Genomic DNA, 22954 nt, shown 5'->3' on the forward strand with positions numbered 1-22954 from the left:
TGTGCGTTTACATTTCAGCTTAAAGTGAAATGAGTGTCGCTGTGTCTTCATAGCTGGGTGCTATGTACATGAAAAAGAATGCATAATAGATGCAACCGTTTGCACTAGCTAAACACATTTTATGATATCCCTTTCAAGAAAGCAATAACAAAATATTATTTTAGTAAAATAATAGTGGTGTGAGGGACGGACCTTGGTAGGAGAAGGGTTGAAGGAAGGACCGGGGAGATGAAAGGTGGTTGTTTAGTAGTGGGCGAGAGGTTGTGGATAGTATTTGAAGGTTTCGAAAGTTATTCACATGTGGATAAAAGAGATTATTCCCATACAAAAAGAGCACCCGGCCGGATGCTCTCCATCATTATTTCAGTAAACGTAATCCATTTAAAATAACCAATATCGTACTTCCTTCATGTCCGATGACTCCATAGGGGAGGTCGAGGATCTGCAGGAAGTTGGAGGCGATCAACAGCATGATGACCGCAATGGAGAAAACGACGTTTTGCTGGACGATGCGCTTCATCTTTTTCGATAGTTTGATGGCTTCAGCGATACGTGTCAGATCGTTTTTCATCAAGACGACATCGGCTGTCTCCAAGGCGACGTCGGTTCCTTCTCCCATGGCGATTCCGACGTTGGCCGTTGCGAGGGCCGGTGCGTCATTGATGCCGTCTCCGACCATACCGACCGTGCCGAATTGATCCTTCAACGTTTTCAGTTCTTCAACTTTCGTTTCCGGCAGGCATTCGGCAATGAAGGAAGCGACGCCCGCTTCTTCTGCGATGGCACGGGCCGTTTTTTCATTGTCGCCTGTCAGCATGATCGTCTGGACGCCTTCTTTTTCCAGAAGCTTCAGTGCTTCGATGGTTTCATTCCGGACGACGTCCTTCAGGGCGATCAGTGCGACGATTTCATTTTCTTTTGCCACAAAAACGGTCGTCTTTCCTTCAGAGGCGATTCTTCCGTATGCTCCATTCATAAACGTTTCTGCCAAACGTTTATTCACAAAGTCGGCTTTCCCGATTTTCCATTCGGACCCGTCCACAAGGGCTTTGACTCCCCATCCGGATACATCCTCCAGGGAATCTGGCTGGAATAGTTGTACGTCGAACTCGCGGGTTGCGTGACCGACGATGGCCTGTGCGAGTGGATGGTTCGACTGATTCTCTATGGAAGCAACTGCGCTTATTACGTCACGTTCATTCATCGTATCTGCAATCAGGATATCCGTCACTACGGGTTTTCCTTTCGTCAACGTTCCTGTTTTATCAAAGGCAATCGCTTTGATATTACTCAAATTCTCCAAGTGGGCGCCGCCTTTGAAAAGGATCCCGTGGCGGGCACCGTTTGAGATGGCCGAAAGACTGGCCGGCATGATGGCTGCGACCAGGGCACACGGGGATGCGACCACCAGGAGGACCATGGCACGGTAGAATGTTTCCGTCCAGCTCCATCCGAGGATGAAGTGAGGGAGAAACATCATCAGGAACACGACGGCGAGGACGATTTTTACATAGGTCCCTTCGAAGCGTTCGATGAACTGCTGTGAAGGCGATTTTTCGCTTTGCGCCGATTGAACCAGGTCAATGATTTTTTGGAAAAGGGTTTCGCTGCTCGGTTTGGTCATTTCCACCGTGATGGCACCGTTGATGTTGACCGTTCCCGCGAACACTTCATCTCTTTGCCCTTTTGTGACAGGGACGGCTTCACCGGAAATCGCTGCTTCATCGATGGACGTTGTTCCTTTTACGACCACACCGTCCGTCGGTACCCGTTCACCCGGTTTGATCAGGATGTGATCGCCGATTTCGAGGCTTGAAACATTGACTTTCTTTTCGCCTGAACCTGTGACAAGCCATGCTTCTTCCGGCTGTAGCTGCATGAGGGCGGAGATTTCCTTCTGGCTTTTGTTCATCGTATACGTTTCAAGGGCTCCGCTGACAGCGAAGATGAAGATTAGGATCGCCCCTTCCGTCCAGTACCCGATGATGGCGGATCCGACAGCGGCAAAGATCATCAGCATTTCGACATTCAGTTCTTTGTTTTCGATGGTTTCTTCGATTCCTTCTTTCGCTTTCGCAAAACCGCCTATGGCAAAGGCAAGGAGGTAGAAGATGATGCTCATGCTTGAGTCATCATCAGATGTCAGCCATCCGAGTAATATGAACACACCGCTGATAAGGGCAGCGATCAATTCGGCATGAGGCTTTATTTTTTCAAGGAAGTGCATGGTGTTTTTCGGTGACCCCATGGATAGTGCTTTGGATTGTGAGCTCATAGGTATTCCTCCTTTTAGTAAATGAAAATGGGGGATTCTCATTGAGAATAATAATCAACGTCATTACCCCTATAAAACGACGAAAGCTGCCACCAGTGAAAGGTGACAGCAAAACGGCACGTGCTCTTAGCTGAAACTATATGAAGTTTGTAATTTGTAATGATTATAATCTAATCCTACCACATGTATATGAGGATGGGAAGGATTTTGTGCTAGTTATTCTGGGTTATTTCTCCACGCCTATTTTGCAGGGAAAAGACAAGGAGACTGACAAATATCATCAGCATCATGCAGGCGATCAAATAGAAGAAGCTTGATCCTTTAAACCAGTCGATGGTGATACCGCCGATGAATGGACCGATCATACTGCCGAAGCTGAAGAAGATCCCGCACATGATGTTTCCGGCAGGGAGTAATTCCTTTGGCAGGAGGTCCGTCATGTAGCTGATGCCGAGTGAAAACGTCGATCCGACGGCCATACCGGCCAGTGTGAAGCAAATGAACAGTCCGACCGTGGACTCAGAAACGATTCCGGCAGCCGAGAAACAGAGGAAGCCGATCATCATGACGATGAGGAGGACATTCTGTCTCCCGTATTTATCGCTCAGGATGCCAAGGGGCACCTGTGAGATGATGCTTCCCACTGCAAACCCAGGGAGGAGGATGGCCACGGCTTCAATGGAGAGACCGTTTCTCAGGGCGAAAACAGGGAAGTTCCCATTCAATGAAGCTTCCAGGAAGCCATACCCGAGGGGCGGAAGCAAGGCGACCCAGGCATATTGAAGGACCTTTCCGAACCGGTGGAATGATCCGAGGAAAGAGGCGCTGCCGATGTTCTGCTCTTCGGGGAATTCATTTTGCAAGCGAAACACGAACATCCATACCGTCAGGCTCAATAAGGAAGAAATGATGAACGGTAAGGCTTGATGCATCGTGATCAGTTGCGTCATCATCGGCCCGACGGCGAATCCGATACCAAAGGATACTCCGTAAATGGAAATGTTGCGTCCCCTGCGTTCTTTCGGTGAAAACGACGTGATCCACGTCTGGGTCGCGAAGTGGAGCATGTGGTCGCCGATCCCGATGAGAAGGCGAAGGGCGAACCAGAACCAGAAGGACTTCCAGACCGGGAATAGTAAGAGCGAGACGGCGACGATGATCCCGCCGATGATGATCATCGGTTTATAGCCGATTTTCTGCAGTGGTCTTTCCATTAATGGCGAGGCGAGCAGGATTCCGATATAGAGGGCCGTTGCGTTCAACCCGTTGAGGGAAGAGGACAGTCCATCCTGTTCGAAAATGATGGCGATGAGGGGAAGGAGCATTCCCTGTGAGAAACCGGAAATGGCGACGATCCCGACCAACACCCTGAAACGGAAAGCTAATGTTTGATTCATTTTGTCAAAACTCCCAATCGTAGTAAATATCTTCTTTGATGGTACCCTCAATTTCAATGTTTGGCAATACGGTGGGAATAGAGTAAAATCAAAACATCTACTAGCATATTAAGGAAGGAATGATGAAGAAATGGAATATAAAATGCAAGAAGGCGGATTTTACAGTGATTTAGGGTTTGGGAAGCTGGAGGTATCGGGTAACGAAGAGTATGGTTTCCGACCATTTCAATTATTAGTGTCATCAGTTGCAGTATGCAGCGGTGGCGTACTACGCAAAGTACTGGAAAAAATGCGTATTCAATTTGATGACATCCACATCAAAGCCGACGTCACCCGCAACGAAGACGAAGCCAACCGCGTGGAAGCCATTTCCCTCCACTTTACGATCCGAGGGACGGACCTTGATGAAGCCAAAATCGAGAAAGCCATGAAGCTCACACGTAAAAACTGCTCCATGGTGCAATCGGTGCAGGACAGCATCAAGATTGAAGAAACGTTTGAGTTGGTGGGGTAAAGAACGGTGAGGGACGGACCTCAGAAATTTTTGCTCTGGTTGAGGTCCGTCCCTATAAGTGAAGTGGGTGAAGAGAAGAGGGACGGACCTCTAAATGGAAAGAACACGTGCATGCGTCTGCCCATTTAAAGGTCCGTCCCTCAAGAAATCCCTACAGCTCCTGGGGCTCGCTGCCGGGTTTTGAGTAGTAGAGGATGGTTTTGGGAGTCAGTTTGAGGAGCAGGTATTCGGGATCATTGGGGCTTGCGATCCAGTGTTTGAGCTCCTCTTTCCAGAATTTCGCCTTCAGGTCCGGTGAGTCTTCGACGGACGCCTCAGCTTCGATTTCTACATAATGTTCATGATCGGAATCGCGGTCATAGCCGAGGAGGATGTGCACATGAGGATTCTGTGCAATGTCTTCCGCCTTATGGGCATGTTCGTTGGTTGCCGTATACAGAGTAAGATCGTCGTGATCGAACATCATAAACCGTGAGTACGGTTTGTTGTCACGGATGGTGGCAAGAGTGCCGATTTTATGATGGGAAAACAGCTCTGTTATTTTATCTTTTAAGGTTTGTGCCATGGATATCCCTCCTAATTGGGTTCTATCTATAATGTGTCTAAACAGGCCTTTTTTAATCAAATTTATTATAAAGGATGGATCGTAAACGTGAATAAAGTATTTACGCTGCTTGTATTTGCAGGGGTCCCGATTTCGGTGATCGGTTCTCTGCTTCATTGGCCGAGTGTCATTATGTTCGTCATTTATTGCGTCACGATCATTGCCCTTGCGGCGTTTATGGGTAGGGCGACGGAAAGCCTGGCGGTTGTGTCGGGCCCCCGTATCGGCGGACTCCTGAATGCCACATTCGGGAACGCCGTGGAACTGATCATATCCATTTTTGCGCTGAAGGCCGGTTTGATCGGGGTGGTACTGGCTTCTCTGACCGGGTCCGTCCTCGGGAATCTTCTCCTGGTGGCAGGATTGTCCTTCTTTGTCGGAGGAGTGAAGTTCAAACGGCAAAAGTTCAATGTGTTCGATGCACGCCACAATTCAGGGCTCCTCATGTTCGCCATCATCGTGGCCTTCGTGATTCCGGAAGTGTTCTCCATGGATATGAATGAAGGGAGGACGATGAGCCTTTCCATCGGGATATCGATCATTTTGATCCTCCTTTATCTCTTCGCCCTGTTCTTCAAACTCGTGACGCACCGCGGTGTGTATCAGAGTGAAAACAGCGAAGCAGCTCACGGTCATGATGAGGAACCGGAATGGACCAAGGGGAAAGCGTTACTTATCCTCTTTCTCTCGACTCTTGCCGTCGCCTATGTATCGGAACGCCTTGTCCATACGTTTGAAGAAGTGGGGGAAGCGTTCGGTTGGAGCGAGCTCTTCATCGGGGTCATTATCGTCGCCATCGTAGGAAATGCGGCGGAACACGCTTCAGCAGTGATCATGGCGTATAAGAACAAGATGGATGTTGCCGTTGAAATCGCCGTCGGTTCCACCCTGCAGGTCGCCATGTTCGTGGCACCAGTGCTCGTGCTGGTTTCATTATTGTTTGAAAAGAGCATGTCACTCGTGTTTACATTACCTGAACTTGTGGCAATGGTCTCAGCGGTCCTCCTCACAGTGATCATCTCCAATGATGGGGAAACGAATTGGTTTGAAGGACTGACCCTTCTGGCCGCTTACTTCATCATGGGGATCGGGTTTTATTTACTATAGGTGTCAAGATAAGACCCGGCAGGATGTCTGCCGGGTCTTTTTGTGGGAAAATCAATTCCGAGAGAACCGCCTACTCATTCTTGAATAAGATAACAGGAGAGTTTTTGTGCAAAGGAATGAGTAGCGTGAGAAAAAAGAAAAAACCGACGAACGGTAAAGTCATTGATTGTAAAATCGATTTACCTCCGAGAGGATGTCCAGGGATTTTTCCTTTGGAAGGATGCACGAATCCAACCATCCAATTGGATGATATCGGCATCATCAGCTGCGAAGGCATCATCAGTGGAAGGGTCCTGTGCGATTATCAGCCCCTTCAGGGTGTGACGGTTACGCTAAAATCCTCGTTTCCGGGTCTCATCTTTGAGGATATGACACCTGTAACCGACAGTACGGGCCGGTTTTCCACGAGGGTGACCGTGCCTCCCGGGACTCCGATTACACCGAATGTCACAATCACAGCAACGGCGGTCGTGATCGGAAAGACCATCAGTGATACGATTTTTGTCAGGGTGGATTGTATCCTTTGTAAAAAGCCAGTGCTTACACTCGAGCCGATTCCTTGTCCTGTCGGCTGCAAAGGCACACAGATCAGGGGCAGACTCGTTTGCGACGGCCAGGCAATCGGGAATGCAGCCATATCATTTATCATCGAATCCGTATCCAACCGCGTCGTCATCACCCCTAATCCCGCGATTACACAGAGTGACGGGAGATACATGGCGACACTGGTTCCTTTTCCCGATGTGGATGAAACGATCCGCATCACAGCCGTGACAAAAATCGGGGGATTAAAGGTCGTTTCGAAAACGAGGGAAGTGGCTGTGCGATGTGTGAAATGTAAGAATCCGGCCATTAAGCTGAACAATTTGAAGAAAATCGACTGCCGCTCAACCATTTCAGGGAAAGTCACATGTGATGGTGTTCCGCAGGCGAATGTGCCGGTCACATTATCAGGTTCATCCATCCTGATGTTTCAGACACCGAATCCTGTCACGGATGAGAACGGAAGATTTTCTTCCCTTGTCACCGTGAAAAAAGGGACACCGTTTCAGACCGCTTCCTATACAGCGACAGCCGTGATCGATGGGAAGACCATCAGTGCCACGGATACCGTCATAGCAGGATGCAAAAAATGCCGTAAGCCTAAGTTGACCCTTGAAGTCCCATGTGAGACCGTCACCTGCGAAGGAACGAAATTGACGGGAAGGCTGACATGCGACGGGGCGCCTGTTAAGCATGCCAGGATTTCGTTTACGGTCACGGCGTCGGAGCCCGATGCAGTGGAGGTCAATCCGAATCCGGCGTTTACGGATGAAGAAGGCAGATATGTCACGGAGCTCTGCCCACGACTTGGAGTCCATGAAACGATCATGATCAAAGCGTCTGCCACCGTGGAAGGGGAGCAGGTCGTCGCGTCCCGGGAAGTCACCATCGATTGTCGATGCAAGCATCCAAAGATTCATATAAAAGAGAACAAAAAGCTGAATTGTAAGGGGATCATTTCAGGCTGTCTTTCCTGTGAAGGATTTCCGCTGGCGAATAAAGAGGTCTCGTTTTCAAGTCCAGTGCTAACCTTTAAGCCACAGGATGTCACTACTGATGAGAACGGGGAATTTTCAACCCTTGCCTTTGTTCCCCCGAATACCCCATTCCGGGAGGTCCCATTCACGGCGACGGCTGTAGTAGGTGGAAAAGCGGTATCGGAAATGGTGTTTGTCTATGCCGGGTGCCTCTTATGCGAGAAGCCTAAGCTGACCTTATGTGTACCTGAGTGTGTGGAATGTGAAGGAGCAGCGGTTACCGGGAAATTCACCTGCAATGGAAGGCCGGTCGCCAATGTGGAGATCAAGTTGAACGTCACCCCGGAAGTTGCAACCATTACGCCTGATAAGATCAACACGAATGCAAAAGGGGAATATGAAGTGGTGCTTACCCCGGATTCACATGTATCCAAAGAAGTGATGATTCAGGCAACTGCCTTGATCGAGGGAAAGGAAATAATCGTTGAGAAGAAAACGATCAAGATTCATTGCACATGTCCGCATCCTGAGAACGATGTGGTGGATGAAATGGAACCGATCGACTGCTGTGAAGAAGGTAGCGGGGATGGAGAGTGTGACAGCGGTGCCCGGGAAGACGGTAAAGGTGAATTGCACCCGCCGCTTCCTGAAAAAAGAGCGGATGAGGCAAGCTGTTCAAATGACTTCACAATGACTTCAAAAGCAGAAGCTGAAAATATTCCTGCAGAACCGGAAAGCATTTCAGTTGAATCCAAGGAACACGTGAAGCCGAGTGTGTCCCTGAAAGTTCCGGTGATTGTAAGCTGCAAGGGAGGCTGCCTCACAGGGAAAGTTCAGTGTGAAGATATGAAACAGATCGAGGTATACTTCGAAGTATTGGAAGAACATTTGAAACATACCATCAAACCGAATCCTGCGATCCCCGATGAAGACGGGAATTACTCAGCAGACATCATCCCAAAACACGGTATGACCGAGTGCATTACGATCCGGGCCTTCATCTTTTGGAAGGGAAAGAGGATCGTTTCGCATCCGGGTTGCACGATTCTGGCATGTTCTTCTAAAAATAAGGATGACGATTAAAAAAGCCATGGAATCTTAGGAGATTCCATGGCTTTTTTTAGGGAATGCAGGAATGATCGGAAACGCCGATTTGCTTTGTAGGAGAAGCTCGGACGTTCCCGCTTCAATAAAGATAGTATAAAATAAAATGAGAATTTTGTAAATATTCTTTCTAATGAAGTTTTTTGGATAAGCTTCACCTTCTAGGAAAAACTAACGGCAAACCCTTATATGCTTGAAAGGAGTCAAATACATGAAACTAATGCGCACTGCTCTTATGGTCATACTCGCATTTTTCGTTGCAACTACAGGGATTCACGCTGCAAATAATCCCAAAAAAGAAAGTAAACCAAAAACGGAGAAAACTCCACAGTCAGTCGAGGATACTTCTATAAAGGTCCCGAACTCAGTATTGAATATCGCCAAGGAAAATACGTATCCGAACTCCACACAGGATCAGCCGTATCTTCAACCGAGCGAATGGTCTCAGGAATTAATTGAAACCTCCAATGTGAGAATCGAAAATCCGAACCTGATCCGCATGCTGAACGAGTCAACGGTCAATAAAGCACCGACGATCGGACTTCGTGCCACAATCTATCTCGGGGAATGGCCCCTGAACTATGCATCAACGGAAACGTCCCCGAATTGGGAGTACCAAAAGGTGAATACGAATTACTTCGATAACCGCGGAGGGAAAAACAATTACCAAATTCACTACGTCCAGGAAGCACAGAAGGTCGTGAAAGGTGGTCTCACCGCAAAGGTTCCCCATGCTGATGATGTTGAAAAAATGATGCTCATCAAAGCCATGGATAAGTCCAAACTGCCTCTTGCCTTCCAGACCATCGTAGGAGCAGGGACGAAGAAGGATCAGGTGTACAATATTTCACCTAAACGTCTCGGTTACCTTTATGCCTATGCTCCTGCCATCAATGAAAAAGGAAAGGTGACGTATGGTGAAGTCTACCTTGTCATGAAAGGAACCAAACGCTCCATCGTTGTCAAAAACGTAACGTCTCAAGGAGTCGGTGCCTGGATTCCGGTTCAGGATCACGTCCATTTCGGCTTTATGGCAAGTGAAACACCAAGATAAATGTTTATCAAAGAGTGAAATCGGGTAAAACCTTATTTCACTCTTTTATTATTTTCTGTGATATGTTATAATAATTAGAATATTCTGAATTGAAGGAGGGATAACATGGAGTACCTATTAATCTTTGGCGGTCTATTAGTCGCTTTCATCACATTACGCGTGTGGTTCGGAGCAAGAAGAGCCAAGGTCTATGCAGAAATCAAAAAACAAAAATACAACGTCATAGATCCGGCAATCGACAAAATCGTCCAAACCAACGACGACCGCAAACCCATAGGATAAAAAGCACATCGGATGAATATCCGTTGTGTTTTTTTTGTGGGTTGGAGGGACGGACCTTCAATGGCGGTTCTTCATTATTTGGAATGTCAAAGTATGAATACGGAACTCCACGCTCCTGGCACTGAATTCATCTAAAAAAGCCCAAATCCATCACAGATTTGAGCTTTCAATTCATTTTATCTGGAAATCTTCGCTTCACGCTTCGAAAAGTCTACATCTTTATAGTACATCGACTTCACGAGTACGTTCGGGCCGAGGCAGCGGGCCATGGGACAGTGACAGTTCAGTTCTTTTGCGAGTGGCTGCTCTTTCCACTTTTCAAAAATATCAGGAAGCGTATCGTTCATGATATTCCCGAGTGGCGGAGTGTCACCAAAGTCGGTGACGATGACGTCTCCAGTAAAGATGTTAACGTTCAGACGGGAACGGCCGTCCGGGTCATTTCGAACACTCACATTTTTGGCTGAATAAAGTTCCTTCAGGAAATCCAAGTCTTCCTGTGAAGAGCTGCATGGATAAAATGGCAGAGTGCCGAATAGCATCCACACATTCTCGTCGCGGAACCTAAGGATATCCCGGATCGCTTCACGTGTTTCTTCCAAAGATAGAGTCTCAAGGCTTGATGCAAAGTCGGAAGGATACATCGGATGAATTTCGTGACGTCCGCATTTCATTTCATCGACAACCTGGCGATGGATCTTTTCCAGGTACGGCAGGGTGTTTTTATTTAACATGGTTTCTGCCGATACGAGCACTCCGTGTTCAGATAGGGCACGGCTGTTTTCAATCATACGATCAAACAGTTTTCTGCGCTGATCCCTTGTTGGTTTGCGCTCCATATTGGCAAAGCCGACATCGATGAATTCATCGATCGTTCCCCAGTTATGGGAGATGTGCAGGACATCGAGGTACGGGGCGATCATCAAGTAGCGGTCAAGGTCCAGGGTCAGGTTCGAGTTGATTTGGGTATGTACGCCCCTGGAATGTGCATACTTGAGTAATGGAAGTACATAATGTTCTACGGATTTCTTGGACATCATGGGCTCTCCGCCGGTAATACTAAGGGAACGGAGCGTTTTGATATCGTCGAGTTTCCCCAGGATTAGTTCAATGGGCAGGGCACTCGGGTCCTTCGGTGACAATGTATATCCGACGGCGCAGTGCTCGCATCTCATATTGCAGAGGGTCGTGGTCGTGAATTCGATATTGGAAAGCGTAATGTCACCATGCTCATCCACATCTAAATAAGCCTCCCAAGGATCATGGTCAATCGACATTTTCTTGGAGAGAGTGTCAGTTTTCATTTTGTACAAGCTCCTTTATGATTCGGTCATCTATCCATTATTGAGAAAGGGCCAGCCCTTGTCAATCGCAAAGTTATTGGTTACCATAGTAAACGTATTGAAAGGAGAGAGAACTCTTGGGTAAAGCTATCAATGATAAAGACTCACAAGTAAGCTATTTGAAACAACGCCTGAACCTGTTCGTCGACGTACTGGATTCAATCGACCCGGAACAAGCGGACATTGACGATATCGATCGCCTGATCGCCATGATCGATGACATAGAAGTGAAATGCGAACAATTTAAGAAAAGTGAGTAGGAGTCCTTTGTAGGGCTCTTATTTTTTTGAGGGACGGACCTTGGGGCTGACGGTTGCTGGTTGCTGAGTGCGGAATTTGTCGTGTTTTGTAGAACGGTCTATTTCCCCATCCCATCACATGCCCTCCGAATCCACAAGCAGGAATTCCCCGCGGAAACGTCAAACTTTAATACAAACCATCTATTAAAGGAGCGACCCCCCATGATCATCACACCTATTCAAAGACAACAAAGCGAGCAGGCAAAAAACGTGATCCTCTCCGGATTCCTTGAACGGTTCGGGTTCATCGATCACTCGCTGAATCCCGATATTCATGATATTTCCAAAGAGTATGACGGCACGCAGCATCATTTTTTTGTAGGGAAAGAGAATGAGAACATCATCTGTACCGGAGCGATCCGGAAAGAATCAGAAGACACTTATCAGATCGTCAGGATGTCTGTGCTGTCCCCATTTAGGAAACGTGGACTCGGCCGCATCATGCTTGAACATCTGGAAGGGAAAGCTCACTCCCTCGGTGCACAACGACTCGTCCTCGAAACAAACAAACAGTGGGCGGACGCCATCAATTTTTATAAAAATAATGGGTTTACTTATATGGAAGAAGACGAGGTTTCGTGTTATTTCGAGAAGGAAATTCCATTGTGAAATCCCTTTCAATCTCATTCTTATAGGAGTATAATGATGTATGAAAATTACGACTGTTATTGAGATCTTTAGAGGGGGAGAACGATGAATAAAGAGACATTACAGCAAAGTATGTACGAGTTGATTGTGGAGACGTCCACGAATCTGCCTAAGGATGTGCGGCGTGCGATCCGCTCGGCGAAAGCCCGTGAGAACGCAGGGACCCGTGCGGCGATGAGCCTGGACACCATTTCAAACAACGTAAAGATGGCGGATGACAATGTATCCCCGATTTGTCAGGATACAGGTCTTCCTACTTTTAAAATAAAAACACCGGTCGGCGTGAATCAGCTCCAGATCAAGGAAGCGATCTATGCGGCCATGGTACAAGCGACAAAGGACGGAAAGCTCCGTCCAAACTCTGTAGATTCCTTGACAGGTGCCAACTCAGGGGACAATCTTGGTCTTGGGACGCCTGTCATTAAGTTCGAACAGTGGGAAAAGGATTATATCGATGCGCGCCTGATCTTAAAGGGCGGCGGTTGTGAAAATAAAAACATCCAGTACAGCCTTCCGTGTGAGCTTGAAGGTCTGGGCCGTGCAGGACGTGACCTTGACGGAATCCGTAAATGTGTGATGCATTCGGTGTATCAGGCGCAGGGACAAGGCTGCAGTGCCGGGTTTATCGGAGTCGGAATCGGTGGGGACCGTTCTTCCGGTTATGATCTGGCGAAAGAACAATTATTCCGTTCCGTCGATGACGTGAATCCGCATGAAGATCTTCGTAAGCTGGAAGAGTATGTGATGGACCATGCCAACGAGCTTGGAATCGGCACGATGGGATTCGGCGGGGAAACGACGCTTCTTGGTTGTAAAGTGGGCGTCATGAACCGGATTCCGGCAAGCTTCTTTGTATCCGTTGCGTATAATTGCTGGGCGTTCCGTCGTCTGGGTGTGAAGCTTGATCCGGCAACAGGTGGAGTCGATGAGTGGTTCTATCAGGAAGGCGATAAGATTGACCTGACAGAAGGGTCAGTTGCTGAGCTTGAAACGGCAGCGGCTTCAACAGGCGAACAACCGAATGTGGTGGTCTTGGAAGCTCCTATCACGGAAGAAAAAATCCGTGAGCTGAAAGTGGGAGACGTCGTTCACATCAACGGCCGCATGTACACGGGCCGTGACGCGATCCACAAGCATCTGAGCGAAAACGATGCACCGGTTGATCTTGACGGACAGATCATTTATCACTGTGGACCGGTCATGCTGAAGGATGATGAAGGGAACTGGCACGTGAAAGCGGCCGGACCGACAACGTCCATCCGAGAGGAGCCTTATCAAGGCGATATCATGAAGCGCTTCGGTATCCGTGCCGTCATCGGTAAAGGCGGAATGGGTCCGAAAACCCTTGCCGCCCTGAAGGATCATGGCGGAGTGTACTTGAATGCCATCGGTGGAGCGGCTCAGTACTACGCAGACTGCATCAAAGGGGTAGACGGCGTCGATCTGATGCAGTTCGGTATCCCGGAAGCGATGTGGCACTTGAACGTAGAAGGCTTCACGGCCGTTGTGACAATGGATTCACACGGAAACAGTCTGCACGCGGAAGTCGACAAATCTTCTTTGGAAAAGCTGGCTCAGTTCAAGGAAAAGGTGTTTAAATAAGAAATTGGTACCATCCCGTACGTGCTGCGGGGTGGTTTTTTTATTGGTTATTTATGTTAAAATCAGGATGAAACTTTCACGAGTGTTCATTCGTATGTCATACAAACAGGAGTTGGAGGGCGAGTATGATTTTTAATAAATTATTTGGCATGTTGATTCTTACCTTGATGATTTTCTTAACAGGATGTGCGGCCAATCCTGAAAAAGAAGCGGATATCACGTCCATTGAGGATGTGAATGTGGATATGTTAAAAGAAAATAGCGGAACCTATGTAGGAGATAACTCGAAAGTACAGGCGATCCTGCAAGAGCTGCCCGGTGGGGAAACCATCAAAGAAATCGATCTTTCCGGTGAAATGGTGAAGGTGACATACAGCTATGAAAAAGAAGGGAAGCTATCTGAAAGCGATGTGAATGAGTTCTGGTTTGACGGCAGCAACGTCAACCGGAAAAACTTTTATTACAACGCCATTTATCTGACGCTTCTTGTACCGAATGCAAAGGAGTATCACTTCACCGTCGATGAATCCATGGTATCGGTCTCCAGGGATAAAATGGTCGCAGGGTTATCCAAAGAATTCAGCGACTTCCCGAAAGGCGACGACATCTGGGACAATAAAACCGTCTCTACCTTCATCAAAGAACACGAAGGCAAACTGACCGAAATGGCAACGAAGTATCAGACTTTTTTTGAGTAGAGGGACGGACCTTGGGGTTTGGATAAGGAATGGCAACCCAAAAAAACCCGTATTCCGGTCCCAAACCAAAATCATCACATGAACACCCATTTCTGGATACTATTAGTACACATGAATCCTTCCACTTCTCAAAAACTAAAGGAAACGGAAGTGAAAGAAGGGTTCAACTTGCGAAAATCACTAAAAGTGTTCATAATAGCGGCAATCTTAGTATTGCTCATACCGGCCGAGGCTTATGCAGTATCCAATAATCCGATCGGCTGGGGATTCAAAAAGAGTCAAAATGAAGAACAGCCGGAAGCAGGCGCTGCCTATGATCAGCTCCTCGATAAATACGATGCCTTCTATAAAGGCTCACCGGATAAAAAAGTGCTCTACGTCACATTCGACAACGGGTACGAAAACGGCTATACAGAAAAGATTCTCAATGTACTGAAGCAGGAGAAAGTCCCAGCCACCTTCTTCGTGACAGGTCACTATCTGCTCAGTGCAGAAGACCTCGTGAAGCGCATGGCGAAAGAGGGGCATATCATCGGGAACCATTCGTGGCATCACCCGGACTTCACGGCAAGCTCCGATCAAAAGATCAGGGAAGAGCTCGAGAAGGTGAAAGTGAAAACGAAAGAATTGACCGGGCAGAAAGAAATGAAGTATCTGCGTCCGCCAAGGGGCGTCTTCTCGGAACGTACGCTTCAAATCGCAAAAGAAGAAGGCTACACACACGTCTTTTGGTCACTTGCCTTCATCGATTGGAAGACCGACCAGCAAAGAGGATGGAAATACTCCTATGATAACATCATGGCCCAGGCGCACCCAGGGGCGATCATCCTTCTGCATTCCGTATCCAAAGACAATGCAGACGCACTCGAAAAAGCGATCCAGGACCTCAAAAAACGTGGCTACACATTCAAAAGCCTCGATGAGCATCCGATGATGAAATAAGAAGCTGAATAAGAGGGACGGACCTTCATTCCTAGGACTTGGTCCTAGGAATGAAGGTCCGTCCCTCTTCTGTTTATGCTATAATACACATACAAGTTTTGAGCGGAAGGGTGAGGACAATGGCAGGTAGGAATGTAAAAGTTGAAGGTCCGTATGATTTTGACCGGGTGCTGGACAGGCTGGCTTTAGATCCGTTGAATGCCGTGGATCAGGAGAATCGGAGCGTGAAGGTCCCGTATTATCTGGACGGGGAAAATGGTGAGGTGATCGAGATTCAGGCAACGGGAACAACGGATGAGCCGGAATTCATGATTACGTTTGAAAATGGAGATAATCTGGAAGCGAAACAAAACCGCATCTCAGATATTTTCCAATGGCAAACCGGTCTCCACGACATGCACGCGCATTTCCTGGAAACCGACCTGAAGCCGATCTTTGAAGAGCATGTCGGAACACCGCTCGTCCTTGAGTTCGATCCCTTCGCAACCATTGTCAAAAGCATCATCCATCAGCAGCTGAATCTGAAGTTCGCCTTCACCCTGACCCATCGATTCGTCACCACATATGGCTGGGAAAAGGATGGCGTCTGGTTCTACCCGTCACCGGAAAAAGTAGCGGGACTCACAGTGGAAGAACTCAGGGAGCTCCAATTCAGTCAGCGGAAAGCGGAGTATGTGATCGGAATTGGACAGAAGGTATCAACCGGCGAACTCGACCTGAATCAACTGGCGGAACAAACAGACGAAGAGGTCATCAAGGAGCTCACAAAAATCCGCGGCATCGGACCATGGACGGCACAGAGCTTCCTCTTATTCGGGCTCGGAAGGCCGAACCTTTTCCCGAAAGCGGACATCGGCATCCAAAACGCCATCAAACAATTATTCCAAATGGAACAGAAGCCGACCATGGACGAGCTGGATGAATTCAGCGCGGCCTGGCATCCTTATTTAAGCTATGCATCACTGTATTTATGGAGAAGTATCGAATAGAACGGACGTGAACCAATGAAAAAGCAATACGCAAAAAAACCACAACACAATGAAGTGAAAATCGAGCTGAAACAGCAGTTTCCTCTGACTATAAAAAAGATCGGTATCAACGGGGAAGGAGTTGGTTTCTTCAAGCGTAAGATCGTCTTCGTACCGGGAGCACTTGCCGGTGAAGAAGTGGTCGTAGAAGTGACGAAGGTCCACCCGAAATTCACCGAAGCCCGTATCAAGAAGATCCGGAAAAAGTCACCACAGCGTGTGAAAGCGCCATGCCCGGTCTATGAGCTATGCGGAGGCTGCCAGCTTCAGCATCTGTCTTACGAAGGGCAGCTAGATGCCAAACGCGACATCCTTCTTCAATCCCTTGAGCGCCACACGAAGCTGAAGCTTGAAGACATGGATATCCGTCCGACCATCGGCATGGATAACCCGTGGCACTACCGGAACAAAAGCCAGTTCCAGGTCGGGACGCAAAACGGCAAGGCCATTGCAGGCTTGTACAGCATGAATTCCAACAAGCTGATCGATATCGATGAGTGCATCGTGCAGCACCCGCTCACGAACAAAGTGACAAACGAAATCAAACGGATCATCAACGACTTCAACATCCCTGTCTTCGATGATAAAAAGAAAAAGCCGATCCTGAAAACGATCGTGACGCGTGTTGGGTTCGAAACAGGGGAAGTTCAGGTCGTTCTAGTCACGTCCGAGAAAAAAATCCCCCGCAAGGAATTGCTGATTTCGGAAATCGAGAAACGTCTTCCTGAAGTCGTTTCCATTGCCCAAAACATCAATCCGCAGAAAACAGCCCTCGTCTTCGGGGACGAAACGATCCATCTGTCGGGAAGAGAAAGCATCGAAGAACGTCTGGAAGAGTTCACCTATGAACTGTCCGCACGTGCCTTCTTCCAGCTGAACCCGATCCAGACGAGCAAGCTGTATAACGAAGCGAAGAGAGCAGCAGCCCTTACTGGTGAAGAAAAAGTCGTCGATGCCTACTGTGGAGTCGGGACGATCGGATTATGGCTTGCAGACGGAGCGAAAGAAATTCGTGGCATGGACGTCATCAAGGAAGGAATCGATGACGCGAAGAAGAACGCGAAGAAATTCGGAGTCGGGCATGCCGAATACTTTGTCGGCGGTGCTGAAACCCTCATGCCAAAATGGAAAAACGAAGGTTGGCGTCCCGATGTCGTCGTGGTGGATCCGCCGAGGACGGGCTGCGACAACAAGCTTCTGGATACGCTGAAAGAAGTGAAGCCGAAGACATTCGTATATGTATCGTGCAACCCGTCGACCCTTGCAAAGGATATCGACTATTTGAAGAAGCAGTACCGTGTGGACTATTTGCAGCCGGTGGATATGTTCCCGCAGACAGCGCATGTGGAGGTTGTCGCGAAGCTGGTACTTAAGTGAAAAGAAGATTCACTGTGACACCCTTTATTTTACTGGTTACGATCACACTTTAATGCAAATACTAGGGCATCCCTCCATCATCGAGGGATGCCCATTTTAGATCATACCGGCACATCCTTCAAGCAGATGTCTGTTCAAATAGTTAAACATCTATTAAGATTTCCTTTGAACAACCACAAGGAGGCAAAATCATGAACAGCAAATATAAAGAGTTATTAACACCCTATACATTTAAAAACGGAGTCGAATTAAAAAACCGGATCATCATGGCACCGATGACGAACTTTTCATCGGATGAGGATGGAAACGTCACGGATGCCGAGGTTACTTATTATGCGAGACGTTCCAAGGATGTCAGCATGGTGATTACGGCCTGCACATACGTAACGCCTGATGGGAAGGGGTTCCCCGGTGAGTTTGGCGGGGATTCCGATGAAATGATTCCAAGCCTGGAACGATTGGCGAAAGGAATCAAGGATCAAGGCGCTAAAGCGGTCCTCCAGATTTTCCACGGAGGTGTACAATGCCCACCTGACCTGGTTCCTGATGGGGATGTTGTCAGTGCCAGTGACGTAATGGATGAAAATGGGGAGAAGAAAGCGAGAGGCTTATCTGAAGCAGAAATCGACAATATCATTGAAGCTTTCGGTGAGACGACCCGCCGCGCGATTGAAGCAGGCTATGATGGCGTCGAGATTCACGGAGCGAACGGGTACCTGATTCATCAGTTCTTTTCACCGATGACCAATCAGAGACAAGACCGTTTTGGCGGCAGCATTGAAAATCGCATGACGTTCCCACTGGCCATTGTGGATAAAGTGAAGAGTGTGGTCGCGGAGCATGCGGATCCATCTTTCCTCGTTGGATACCGTTTCTCACCAGAAGAGCCTGAAGACAATGGGTTCACGATGGGGGATACCCTTACTCTCGTGGATGCACTGGCAGATAAGGACCTTGATTACCTTCATGTTTCCCTGTTCGATTTCTTCTCGAAGCCAAGAAAAGGCGTGGAGGATCTCGAGAAAACAAGAATGGACTATCTGTTGGAAACGATCGGTGACCGCACGCCATTGATCGGGGTAGGTTCGATCTACTCTGCAGACGATGCCCATGAAGCGTTCGGTTCAGGCGTGCCGTTACTGGCTCTCGGCCGCGAACTTATCATCGATCCAGATTGGCTGAAGAAAATAAAAGAAGGAAAAGAAGATGAGATTGTGACGGAGATCGACAAAGGAAAGCAGGAAGAATTGGTCGTTCCTGATCAGTTATGGAATGCGATTGTGAATACTCCTGGCTGGTTCCCTGGAGTATAAGGTTTCGATTAAAATATCCTTGAAAGAAAATGGCGTGCCATCTGACACGTCATTTTCTTTTTTTATTGAACGGAAGGTAATTTAATAAAATCCGCACAAAACAGATTACAAAATGTCATTTATAATTGACATTTTGTAATCTATTTAATAGTATATATATGGAAGGAGATGAATTTCCTTGAAAAACAAACGGATGAAGATAGCCCGCGTTGAATCTGATGTATCTCAAGAACAATTGGCAAGGATTGTCGGAGTGACCAGGCAAACCATTAATTTAATCGAAGCAGGTAAATACAACCCTAGTCTGAAACTATGCATTGACATTAGCAAAGCACTGAATAAGACGTTGAATGATTTATTCTGGGAGGAATGAAGAATGAATGCTGAAAAAATTGTGAAAGAAATTAAATTGACCATTCTTGTATCGTTGCTTGTCAGCATGGCCCTTTTAGTCACGTGGTTCATCTTCGAAATATCGGATATTCCATTCACCAACAAATCCCTCTTAGCCCTATCCCTAATTCCCTTTAGCGCAGCCCTGGCTTCTTTCCTAAAACTATTGAAAATAAAAAAGGATCCTAATGTGATGGTGTCCGAGACAGATGAACGATTGGTAGCAGAGAAAAATGAAGCCGATTCGAAAGCCCTGAAGTTACTTCAAAGTGTCTTGTTTTTATCGTATTTAGGATACACATTTATCATTCCAGAGGATATCTTTAGATCGACCGGCTGGTGGATCTCGTTGGGGACCCTGCTTTTATCCTTGTTCGCTCCATTGATGTTTCGACGTATCACGAAAGAAATGTAAGTGAATCAGATGGTATTCCTTATGGTCATGTGGAAGTAATTCATGAAGAGAGGTGGAGGTAAATATGGCAAAGGGTATGTTTTTACTCATTATTGTATTAACCGTAGTCATTATTATAAGAAGAAAAAAGAAATAGATCTTCAAAAAAAGGCGTAGTCATATGACCACGCCATTTTCTCTTTTTATCCCACATTTTGCTCAGAACCCTTATTACCGGGAGCAAACCAGCCCAACAAGGCAATCCCCACCAGTACTCCGTAGAATATCAGGGTCCATACGGTACTATGCGGAAAATCATGATCGAGCACCCCGATATCCTCATGGGCTAGGGTGATGACGGCAAGCTTCACTCCGACCCAGGCAACAATGGCATAAGCTGTCGTTTCCAGAGCAGGGCGCTTTTCCAGAAGCTGAACGAACCAGGTGGCTGCATATTTGATGAGGATCAATCCTGCAATCCCGCCAAGGACGACCACGATGAATTGTCCGCCATCCATGCCGCCGAAATCTCCAAGGGGAGAGTCAGGCAGGCCAAGGGCAAGGGCGACAGCGGCAAGGATGGAATCGATGGCAAAAGCAAGGTCTGCCAGGGCGATTTTTCCAACCGTCGGCCAGAATCCTTTGCCGGCTGCTTCTTCTTCCGTTTCTTCCTGATTCTTCTCATTATCTTTCCCGAACTTTGCTTTGATGACATGTTTGAGCCCCAGATACAGCAGGTAAGCTGCACCGATCGCCTGGATCTGCCAGACGTTTGCGATGAAGGAAATCGCAAAGAGGGCCACAAACCGGAAGGCGAATGCCAGAAAAATCCCGTATTTTATCGCTCGTTTCTTTTCATCTTCTGGTAAATGCTTCGCGATGACTGCGAGCACGAGGGCGTTATCTGCTGACAATAAGCCCTCTAGGCCGATCAAGATTAATAAAGTCCATCCATATTCTAACCAAATTGATTCCAAATGTATCGCTCCCATCAAAAATGATAGCCTTAAAGAACTCTTTAGCTTATCTTACCACTTATTTTCCATCTAATACGAATCTAAAATGGTTTTGCACGATAGGAGGTTTTCGTGGTATAGTAAATTTACTAAATATGACAGGAGTGATGGGTGGACGATGAAGCACTAATCTTATTTTCGAGACGTTTGAAATTCCATATTTCAAATCAACCTAAATAGGATTAGTCTGCCCATTTTTATATGCGTTTTTAGCTATTGAAAGATGAATAGCTTTCTTTGTGTACGTGACCGGTACGGCTAATCCTTCCAGAACCATTGGGAGGATTTTTTTGTTCTCCCTTTTTTTGAAGAGAGGGGAAGATGGTATGAGAGAATTGATGAAATTATTGAATATAAGCTATGAAGTGATGAACGGGAAGATTTTTGAAGAGGTGAATGCCGGCGTGCAGGAAGGGGAGGTCATCGGGATCATCGGACATAACGGTGCCGGAAAGTCGACGCTGCTGCAACTGATCGCAGGTGAACGGATCCCAACGGAGGGGCAGATTCAATGGCTTCGGGATGCAACGATCACCATGGTGGAGCAGGAAACGGAGACCCATTCTTCGGAAGGACTGACCCCTTCTGAAAGTAAGCTGCGGGAGAAATGGCAGGTGCCAACGCATGAATTTCAGCAGTTGAGCGGGGGAGAGAAGCTGAAGGCGAGACTCGCCAACGGGTTCTCTCAAAAGGCTGACCTCCTGTTATTGGATGAGCCGACGAATCATCTTGATCAAGAAAGCCTGAAATTCCTGACCACACAGATCAGGGACTACAAAGGGACCATCCTTCTCGTTTCCCACGACCGCTATTTCCTGGATGAGGCTGTGACGAAGATCTGGTCCATCGAAGGTAAGAAGCTTATTGAGCATAACGGGAATTATTCCAGTTATATGGAGGCGCGGAAGCAGCGGAGGCTGACGCAGCAGCGGGAATATGAAAAGCAGCAGAAAATGGTAGAGCGGATCGAGAGTCAGATGAAAGAACTCACCTCCTGGTCGAAAAAAGCCCACGCGGAGTCCACGAAACAGGAAGGGTATAAAGAACATTACCGCGTCAAAGCAAAACGCATGGACACCCAGGTCAAATCCAAGCAAAAACGCCTGGAGAAGGAACTAGAGAAAGCAAAGGTGACAGAGGTAGAAGAAGAACATAACGTCCGCTTCAGCATCCAACCCACACACAAAACAGGGAAACGGTTCCTTGAAGTGAAGAATCTAAAAAAATCCTTTGAGGGACGGACCTTATTCAAGAACGTCCATTTTACCATCCAACATGGGGAAAAGGTTGCGGTCACAGGACAGAACGGATGCGGGAAAACGACACTGCTGAAGATCATCCTGGGAGCGGAAGCGGCAGAAGGAGATGTATGGATGTCGCCGTCTGCCACGATCGGCTACCTGACCCAGGAAGTGTTCGATCTGCCCCTTGACGAGCCACCGGGAGAGCTTTTTCATAAAGAAACTTTCGCAGAAAGAGGGAAAGTCCAGACGTTAATGAAGCATCTTGGATTCCTGACGTCTCATTGGAAGGAACCGATCCGAAATATGAGCATGGGAGAACGGGTGAAGATCAAGCTGATGAAATATATCCTGGAGGAAAAGGATGTCTTAATACTGGATGAACCGACGAACCACTTGGATCTCGCTTCACGTGAACAGCTGGAGGAGACACTTTCCCAGTACAATGGGACTCTGATCATCGTCACCCATGACCGCTATTTCCTTGAGAAAACGACGAACATCAAGCTTATGGTCGAAAACGGGACGATCAAGAAGGAGCTGGATGAGCCGGCATCTGAGCGGGATGACAAAGAAGAACAGCGGATGAAACTCGAGACGGAGAGGCAGGAAGTGCTGGGGCGCCTCAGTTTTATGGTGCCGGGAGATGAGGGATATGCAGAACTCGACAGGAAGTTTATCGAATTGACTAAGCGGATGAATGAGCTGAAGTAAGAGGAGGAATCCGGCAGTGGCCGGGTGCTTGTATTTTATTACTATCTTCATAATTTGCGACGAAACCACTTGGAAATAGAAGCTCATGT

The 22954-nt window shown here is 47.5% G+C and carries 21 protein-coding genes; 16 read left to right on the plus strand and 5 right to left on the minus strand.

Annotated features, from left to right (window positions below; all coding sequences use genetic code 11):
* Window positions 1-358: 358 nt before the first annotated feature.
* Both M1J35_RS05745 and M1J35_RS05750 read right to left on the minus strand, forming a co-directional pair.
* On the minus strand, window positions 359-2275 hold the full coding sequence (locus tag M1J35_RS05745) for a heavy metal translocating P-type ATPase (protein ID WP_279725827.1): 1917 nt from the start codon (window positions 2273-2275) through the stop codon (window positions 359-361).
* 212 nt (window positions 2276-2487) lie between these two features.
* Window positions 2488-3672, minus strand: coding sequence for an MFS transporter (locus tag M1J35_RS05750; RefSeq protein ID WP_254652980.1), 1185 nt, complete (start codon window positions 3670-3672; stop codon window positions 2488-2490).
* A gap of 130 nt (window positions 3673-3802) precedes the next feature.
* On the opposite strand from M1J35_RS05750, the gene M1J35_RS05755 reads away from it, so the two are divergent.
* Window positions 3803-4186, plus strand: a complete 384-nt coding sequence (locus M1J35_RS05755) for an OsmC family protein (RefSeq protein ID WP_224521392.1) — start codon at window positions 3803-3805, stop codon at window positions 4184-4186.
* A gap of 151 nt (window positions 4187-4337) precedes the next feature.
* Here the strand turns inward: M1J35_RS05755 and M1J35_RS05760 are convergent, their stop codons facing one another.
* Window positions 4338-4751 (minus strand): pyridoxamine 5'-phosphate oxidase family protein, encoded by a 414-nt coding sequence (locus M1J35_RS05760; protein WP_224521391.1) that lies wholly within the window; start codon window positions 4749-4751, stop codon window positions 4338-4340.
* An 87-nt stretch (window positions 4752-4838) separates the two neighbouring features.
* Here M1J35_RS05760 and cax point away from each other — a divergent pair, with 87 nt between their 5' ends.
* The 4 genes from cax to M1J35_RS05780 all read left to right on the plus strand — a co-directional run bounded on the left by cax (window position 4839) and on the right by M1J35_RS05780 (window position 9857).
* Complete coding sequence (cax, locus tag M1J35_RS05765; RefSeq protein WP_159361210.1) at window positions 4839-5897, plus strand: calcium/proton exchanger; 1059 nt, start codon at window positions 4839-4841, stop codon at window positions 5895-5897.
* A gap of 125 nt (window positions 5898-6022) precedes the next feature.
* Window positions 6023-8500, plus strand: a complete 2478-nt coding sequence (locus M1J35_RS05770; RefSeq protein WP_254652981.1) for a transthyretin-like family protein — start codon at window positions 6023-6025, stop codon at window positions 8498-8500.
* A gap of 232 nt (window positions 8501-8732) precedes the next feature.
* On the plus strand, window positions 8733-9575 hold the full coding sequence (locus M1J35_RS05775) for a YfkD famly protein (protein WP_224521388.1): 843 nt from the start codon (window positions 8733-8735) through the stop codon (window positions 9573-9575).
* Between the two features lie 105 nt (window positions 9576-9680).
* Window positions 9681-9857, plus strand: a complete 177-nt coding sequence (locus M1J35_RS05780; protein WP_254652982.1) for a hypothetical protein — start codon at window positions 9681-9683, stop codon at window positions 9855-9857.
* Between the two features lie 176 nt (window positions 9858-10033).
* Here M1J35_RS05780 and yfkAB read toward each other — a convergent pair whose 3' ends face one another.
* Window positions 10034-11161: a radical SAM/CxCxxxxC motif protein YfkAB gene (yfkAB, locus tag M1J35_RS05785; RefSeq protein WP_254652983.1), complete on the minus strand. Its 1128-nt coding sequence runs from the start codon at window positions 11159-11161 to the stop codon at window positions 10034-10036.
* 116 nt (window positions 11162-11277) lie between these two features.
* Between yfkAB and M1J35_RS05790 the strand changes: the two genes are divergently transcribed.
* The 10 genes from M1J35_RS05790 (at window position 11278) to M1J35_RS05835 (ending at window position 19915) form a co-directional block, all read left to right on the plus strand.
* Window positions 11278-11460 (plus strand): SE1561 family protein, encoded by a 183-nt coding sequence (locus M1J35_RS05790; protein WP_034761313.1) that lies wholly within the window; start codon window positions 11278-11280, stop codon window positions 11458-11460.
* A 201-nt stretch (window positions 11461-11661) separates the two neighbouring features.
* Window positions 11662-12108: a GNAT family N-acetyltransferase gene (locus M1J35_RS05795; RefSeq protein ID WP_254652984.1), complete on the plus strand. Its 447-nt coding sequence runs from the start codon at window positions 11662-11664 to the stop codon at window positions 12106-12108.
* Between the two features lie 84 nt (window positions 12109-12192).
* Window positions 12193-13749: a fumarate hydratase gene (locus M1J35_RS05800; RefSeq protein WP_254652985.1), complete on the plus strand. Its 1557-nt coding sequence runs from the start codon at window positions 12193-12195 to the stop codon at window positions 13747-13749.
* A 125-nt stretch (window positions 13750-13874) separates the two neighbouring features.
* On the plus strand, window positions 13875-14447 hold the full coding sequence (locus M1J35_RS05805) for a DUF4825 domain-containing protein (protein WP_224521383.1): 573 nt from the start codon (window positions 13875-13877) through the stop codon (window positions 14445-14447).
* Between the two features lie 168 nt (window positions 14448-14615).
* The gene (pdaA, locus tag M1J35_RS05810; RefSeq protein WP_254652986.1) at window positions 14616-15389 is read left to right on the plus strand and encodes a delta-lactam-biosynthetic de-N-acetylase; all 774 of its coding nucleotides are present in this window, start codon (window positions 14616-14618) and stop codon (window positions 15387-15389) included.
* Between the two features lie 119 nt (window positions 15390-15508).
* Window positions 15509-16378, plus strand: coding sequence for a DNA-3-methyladenine glycosylase family protein (locus M1J35_RS05815; protein WP_254652987.1), 870 nt, complete (start codon window positions 15509-15511; stop codon window positions 16376-16378).
* Between the two features lie 15 nt (window positions 16379-16393).
* The gene (gene rlmD, locus M1J35_RS05820) at window positions 16394-17794 is read left to right on the plus strand and encodes a 23S rRNA (uracil(1939)-C(5))-methyltransferase RlmD (RefSeq protein WP_254652988.1); all 1401 of its coding nucleotides are present in this window, start codon (window positions 16394-16396) and stop codon (window positions 17792-17794) included.
* Between the two features lie 191 nt (window positions 17795-17985).
* Entirely contained in the window at window positions 17986-19107 is a 1122-nt protein-coding gene (locus tag M1J35_RS05825) for an NADH-dependent flavin oxidoreductase (RefSeq protein ID WP_254652989.1), read from the plus strand.
* Window positions 19108-19285: 178 nt separating this feature from the next.
* Window positions 19286-19480 carry a helix-turn-helix transcriptional regulator gene (locus M1J35_RS05830; RefSeq protein ID WP_219167645.1) on the plus strand — a complete coding sequence of 65 codons (195 nt, stop codon included), beginning with the start codon at window positions 19286-19288 and terminating at the stop codon, window positions 19478-19480.
* A gap of 3 nt (window positions 19481-19483) precedes the next feature.
* Window positions 19484-19915 (plus strand): hypothetical protein, encoded by a 432-nt coding sequence (locus M1J35_RS05835; protein ID WP_254652990.1) that lies wholly within the window; start codon window positions 19484-19486, stop codon window positions 19913-19915.
* 182 nt (window positions 19916-20097) lie between these two features.
* Here M1J35_RS05835 and M1J35_RS05840 read toward each other — a convergent pair whose 3' ends face one another.
* Complete coding sequence (locus M1J35_RS05840) at window positions 20098-20871, minus strand: TerC family protein (protein WP_061809164.1); 774 nt, start codon at window positions 20869-20871, stop codon at window positions 20098-20100.
* 365 nt (window positions 20872-21236) lie between these two features.
* On the opposite strand from M1J35_RS05840, the gene abc-f reads away from it, so the two are divergent.
* Window positions 21237-22865 (plus strand): ribosomal protection-like ABC-F family protein, encoded by a 1629-nt coding sequence (gene abc-f / locus M1J35_RS05845; RefSeq protein WP_254652991.1) that lies wholly within the window; start codon window positions 21237-21239, stop codon window positions 22863-22865.
* The last annotated feature ends 89 nt before the right edge of the window (window positions 22866-22954 follow it).

It is taken from the genome of Rossellomorea sp. KS-H15a (assembly GCF_024195245.1).
Classification (GTDB): Bacteria; Bacillota; Bacilli; order Bacillales; family Bacillaceae_B; genus Rossellomorea; species Rossellomorea vietnamensis.

Bases quoted from the DNA above. Each gene is read 5' to 3' on its own strand.
- M1J35_RS05745 (WP_279725827.1), bottom strand. From the start codon at position 2,275: ATGAGCTCACAATCCAAAGCACTATCCATGGGGTCACCGAAAAACACC.
- M1J35_RS05750 (WP_254652980.1), bottom strand. From the start codon at position 3,672: ATGAATCAAACATTAGCTTTCCGTTTCAGGGTGTTGGTCGGGATCGTC.
- M1J35_RS05755 (WP_224521392.1), top strand. From the start codon at position 3,803: ATGGAATATAAAATGCAAGAAGGCGGATTTTACAGTGATTTAGGGTTT.
- M1J35_RS05760 (WP_224521391.1), bottom strand. From the start codon at position 4,751: ATGGCACAAACCTTAAAAGATAAAATAACAGAGCTGTTTTCCCATCAT.
- M1J35_RS05775 (WP_224521388.1), top strand. From the start codon at position 8,733: ATGAAACTAATGCGCACTGCTCTTATGGTCATACTCGCATTTTTCGTT.
- M1J35_RS05780 (WP_254652982.1), top strand. From the start codon at position 9,681: ATGGAGTACCTATTAATCTTTGGCGGTCTATTAGTCGCTTTCATCACA.
- yfkAB (WP_254652983.1), bottom strand. From the start codon at position 11,161: ATGAAAACTGACACTCTCTCCAAGAAAATGTCGATTGACCATGATCCT.
- M1J35_RS05795 (WP_254652984.1), top strand. From the start codon at position 11,662: ATGATCATCACACCTATTCAAAGACAACAAAGCGAGCAGGCAAAAAAC.
- M1J35_RS05800 (WP_254652985.1), top strand. From the start codon at position 12,193: ATGAATAAAGAGACATTACAGCAAAGTATGTACGAGTTGATTGTGGAG.
- M1J35_RS05805 (WP_224521383.1), top strand. From the start codon at position 13,875: ATGATTTTTAATAAATTATTTGGCATGTTGATTCTTACCTTGATGATT.
- M1J35_RS05815 (WP_254652987.1), top strand. From the start codon at position 15,509: ATGGCAGGTAGGAATGTAAAAGTTGAAGGTCCGTATGATTTTGACCGG.
- rlmD (WP_254652988.1), top strand. From the start codon at position 16,394: ATGAAAAAGCAATACGCAAAAAAACCACAACACAATGAAGTGAAAATC.
- M1J35_RS05825 (WP_254652989.1), top strand. From the start codon at position 17,986: ATGAACAGCAAATATAAAGAGTTATTAACACCCTATACATTTAAAAAC.
- M1J35_RS05835 (WP_254652990.1), top strand. From the start codon at position 19,484: ATGAATGCTGAAAAAATTGTGAAAGAAATTAAATTGACCATTCTTGTA.
- abc-f (WP_254652991.1), top strand. From the start codon at position 21,237: ATGAGAGAATTGATGAAATTATTGAATATAAGCTATGAAGTGATGAAC.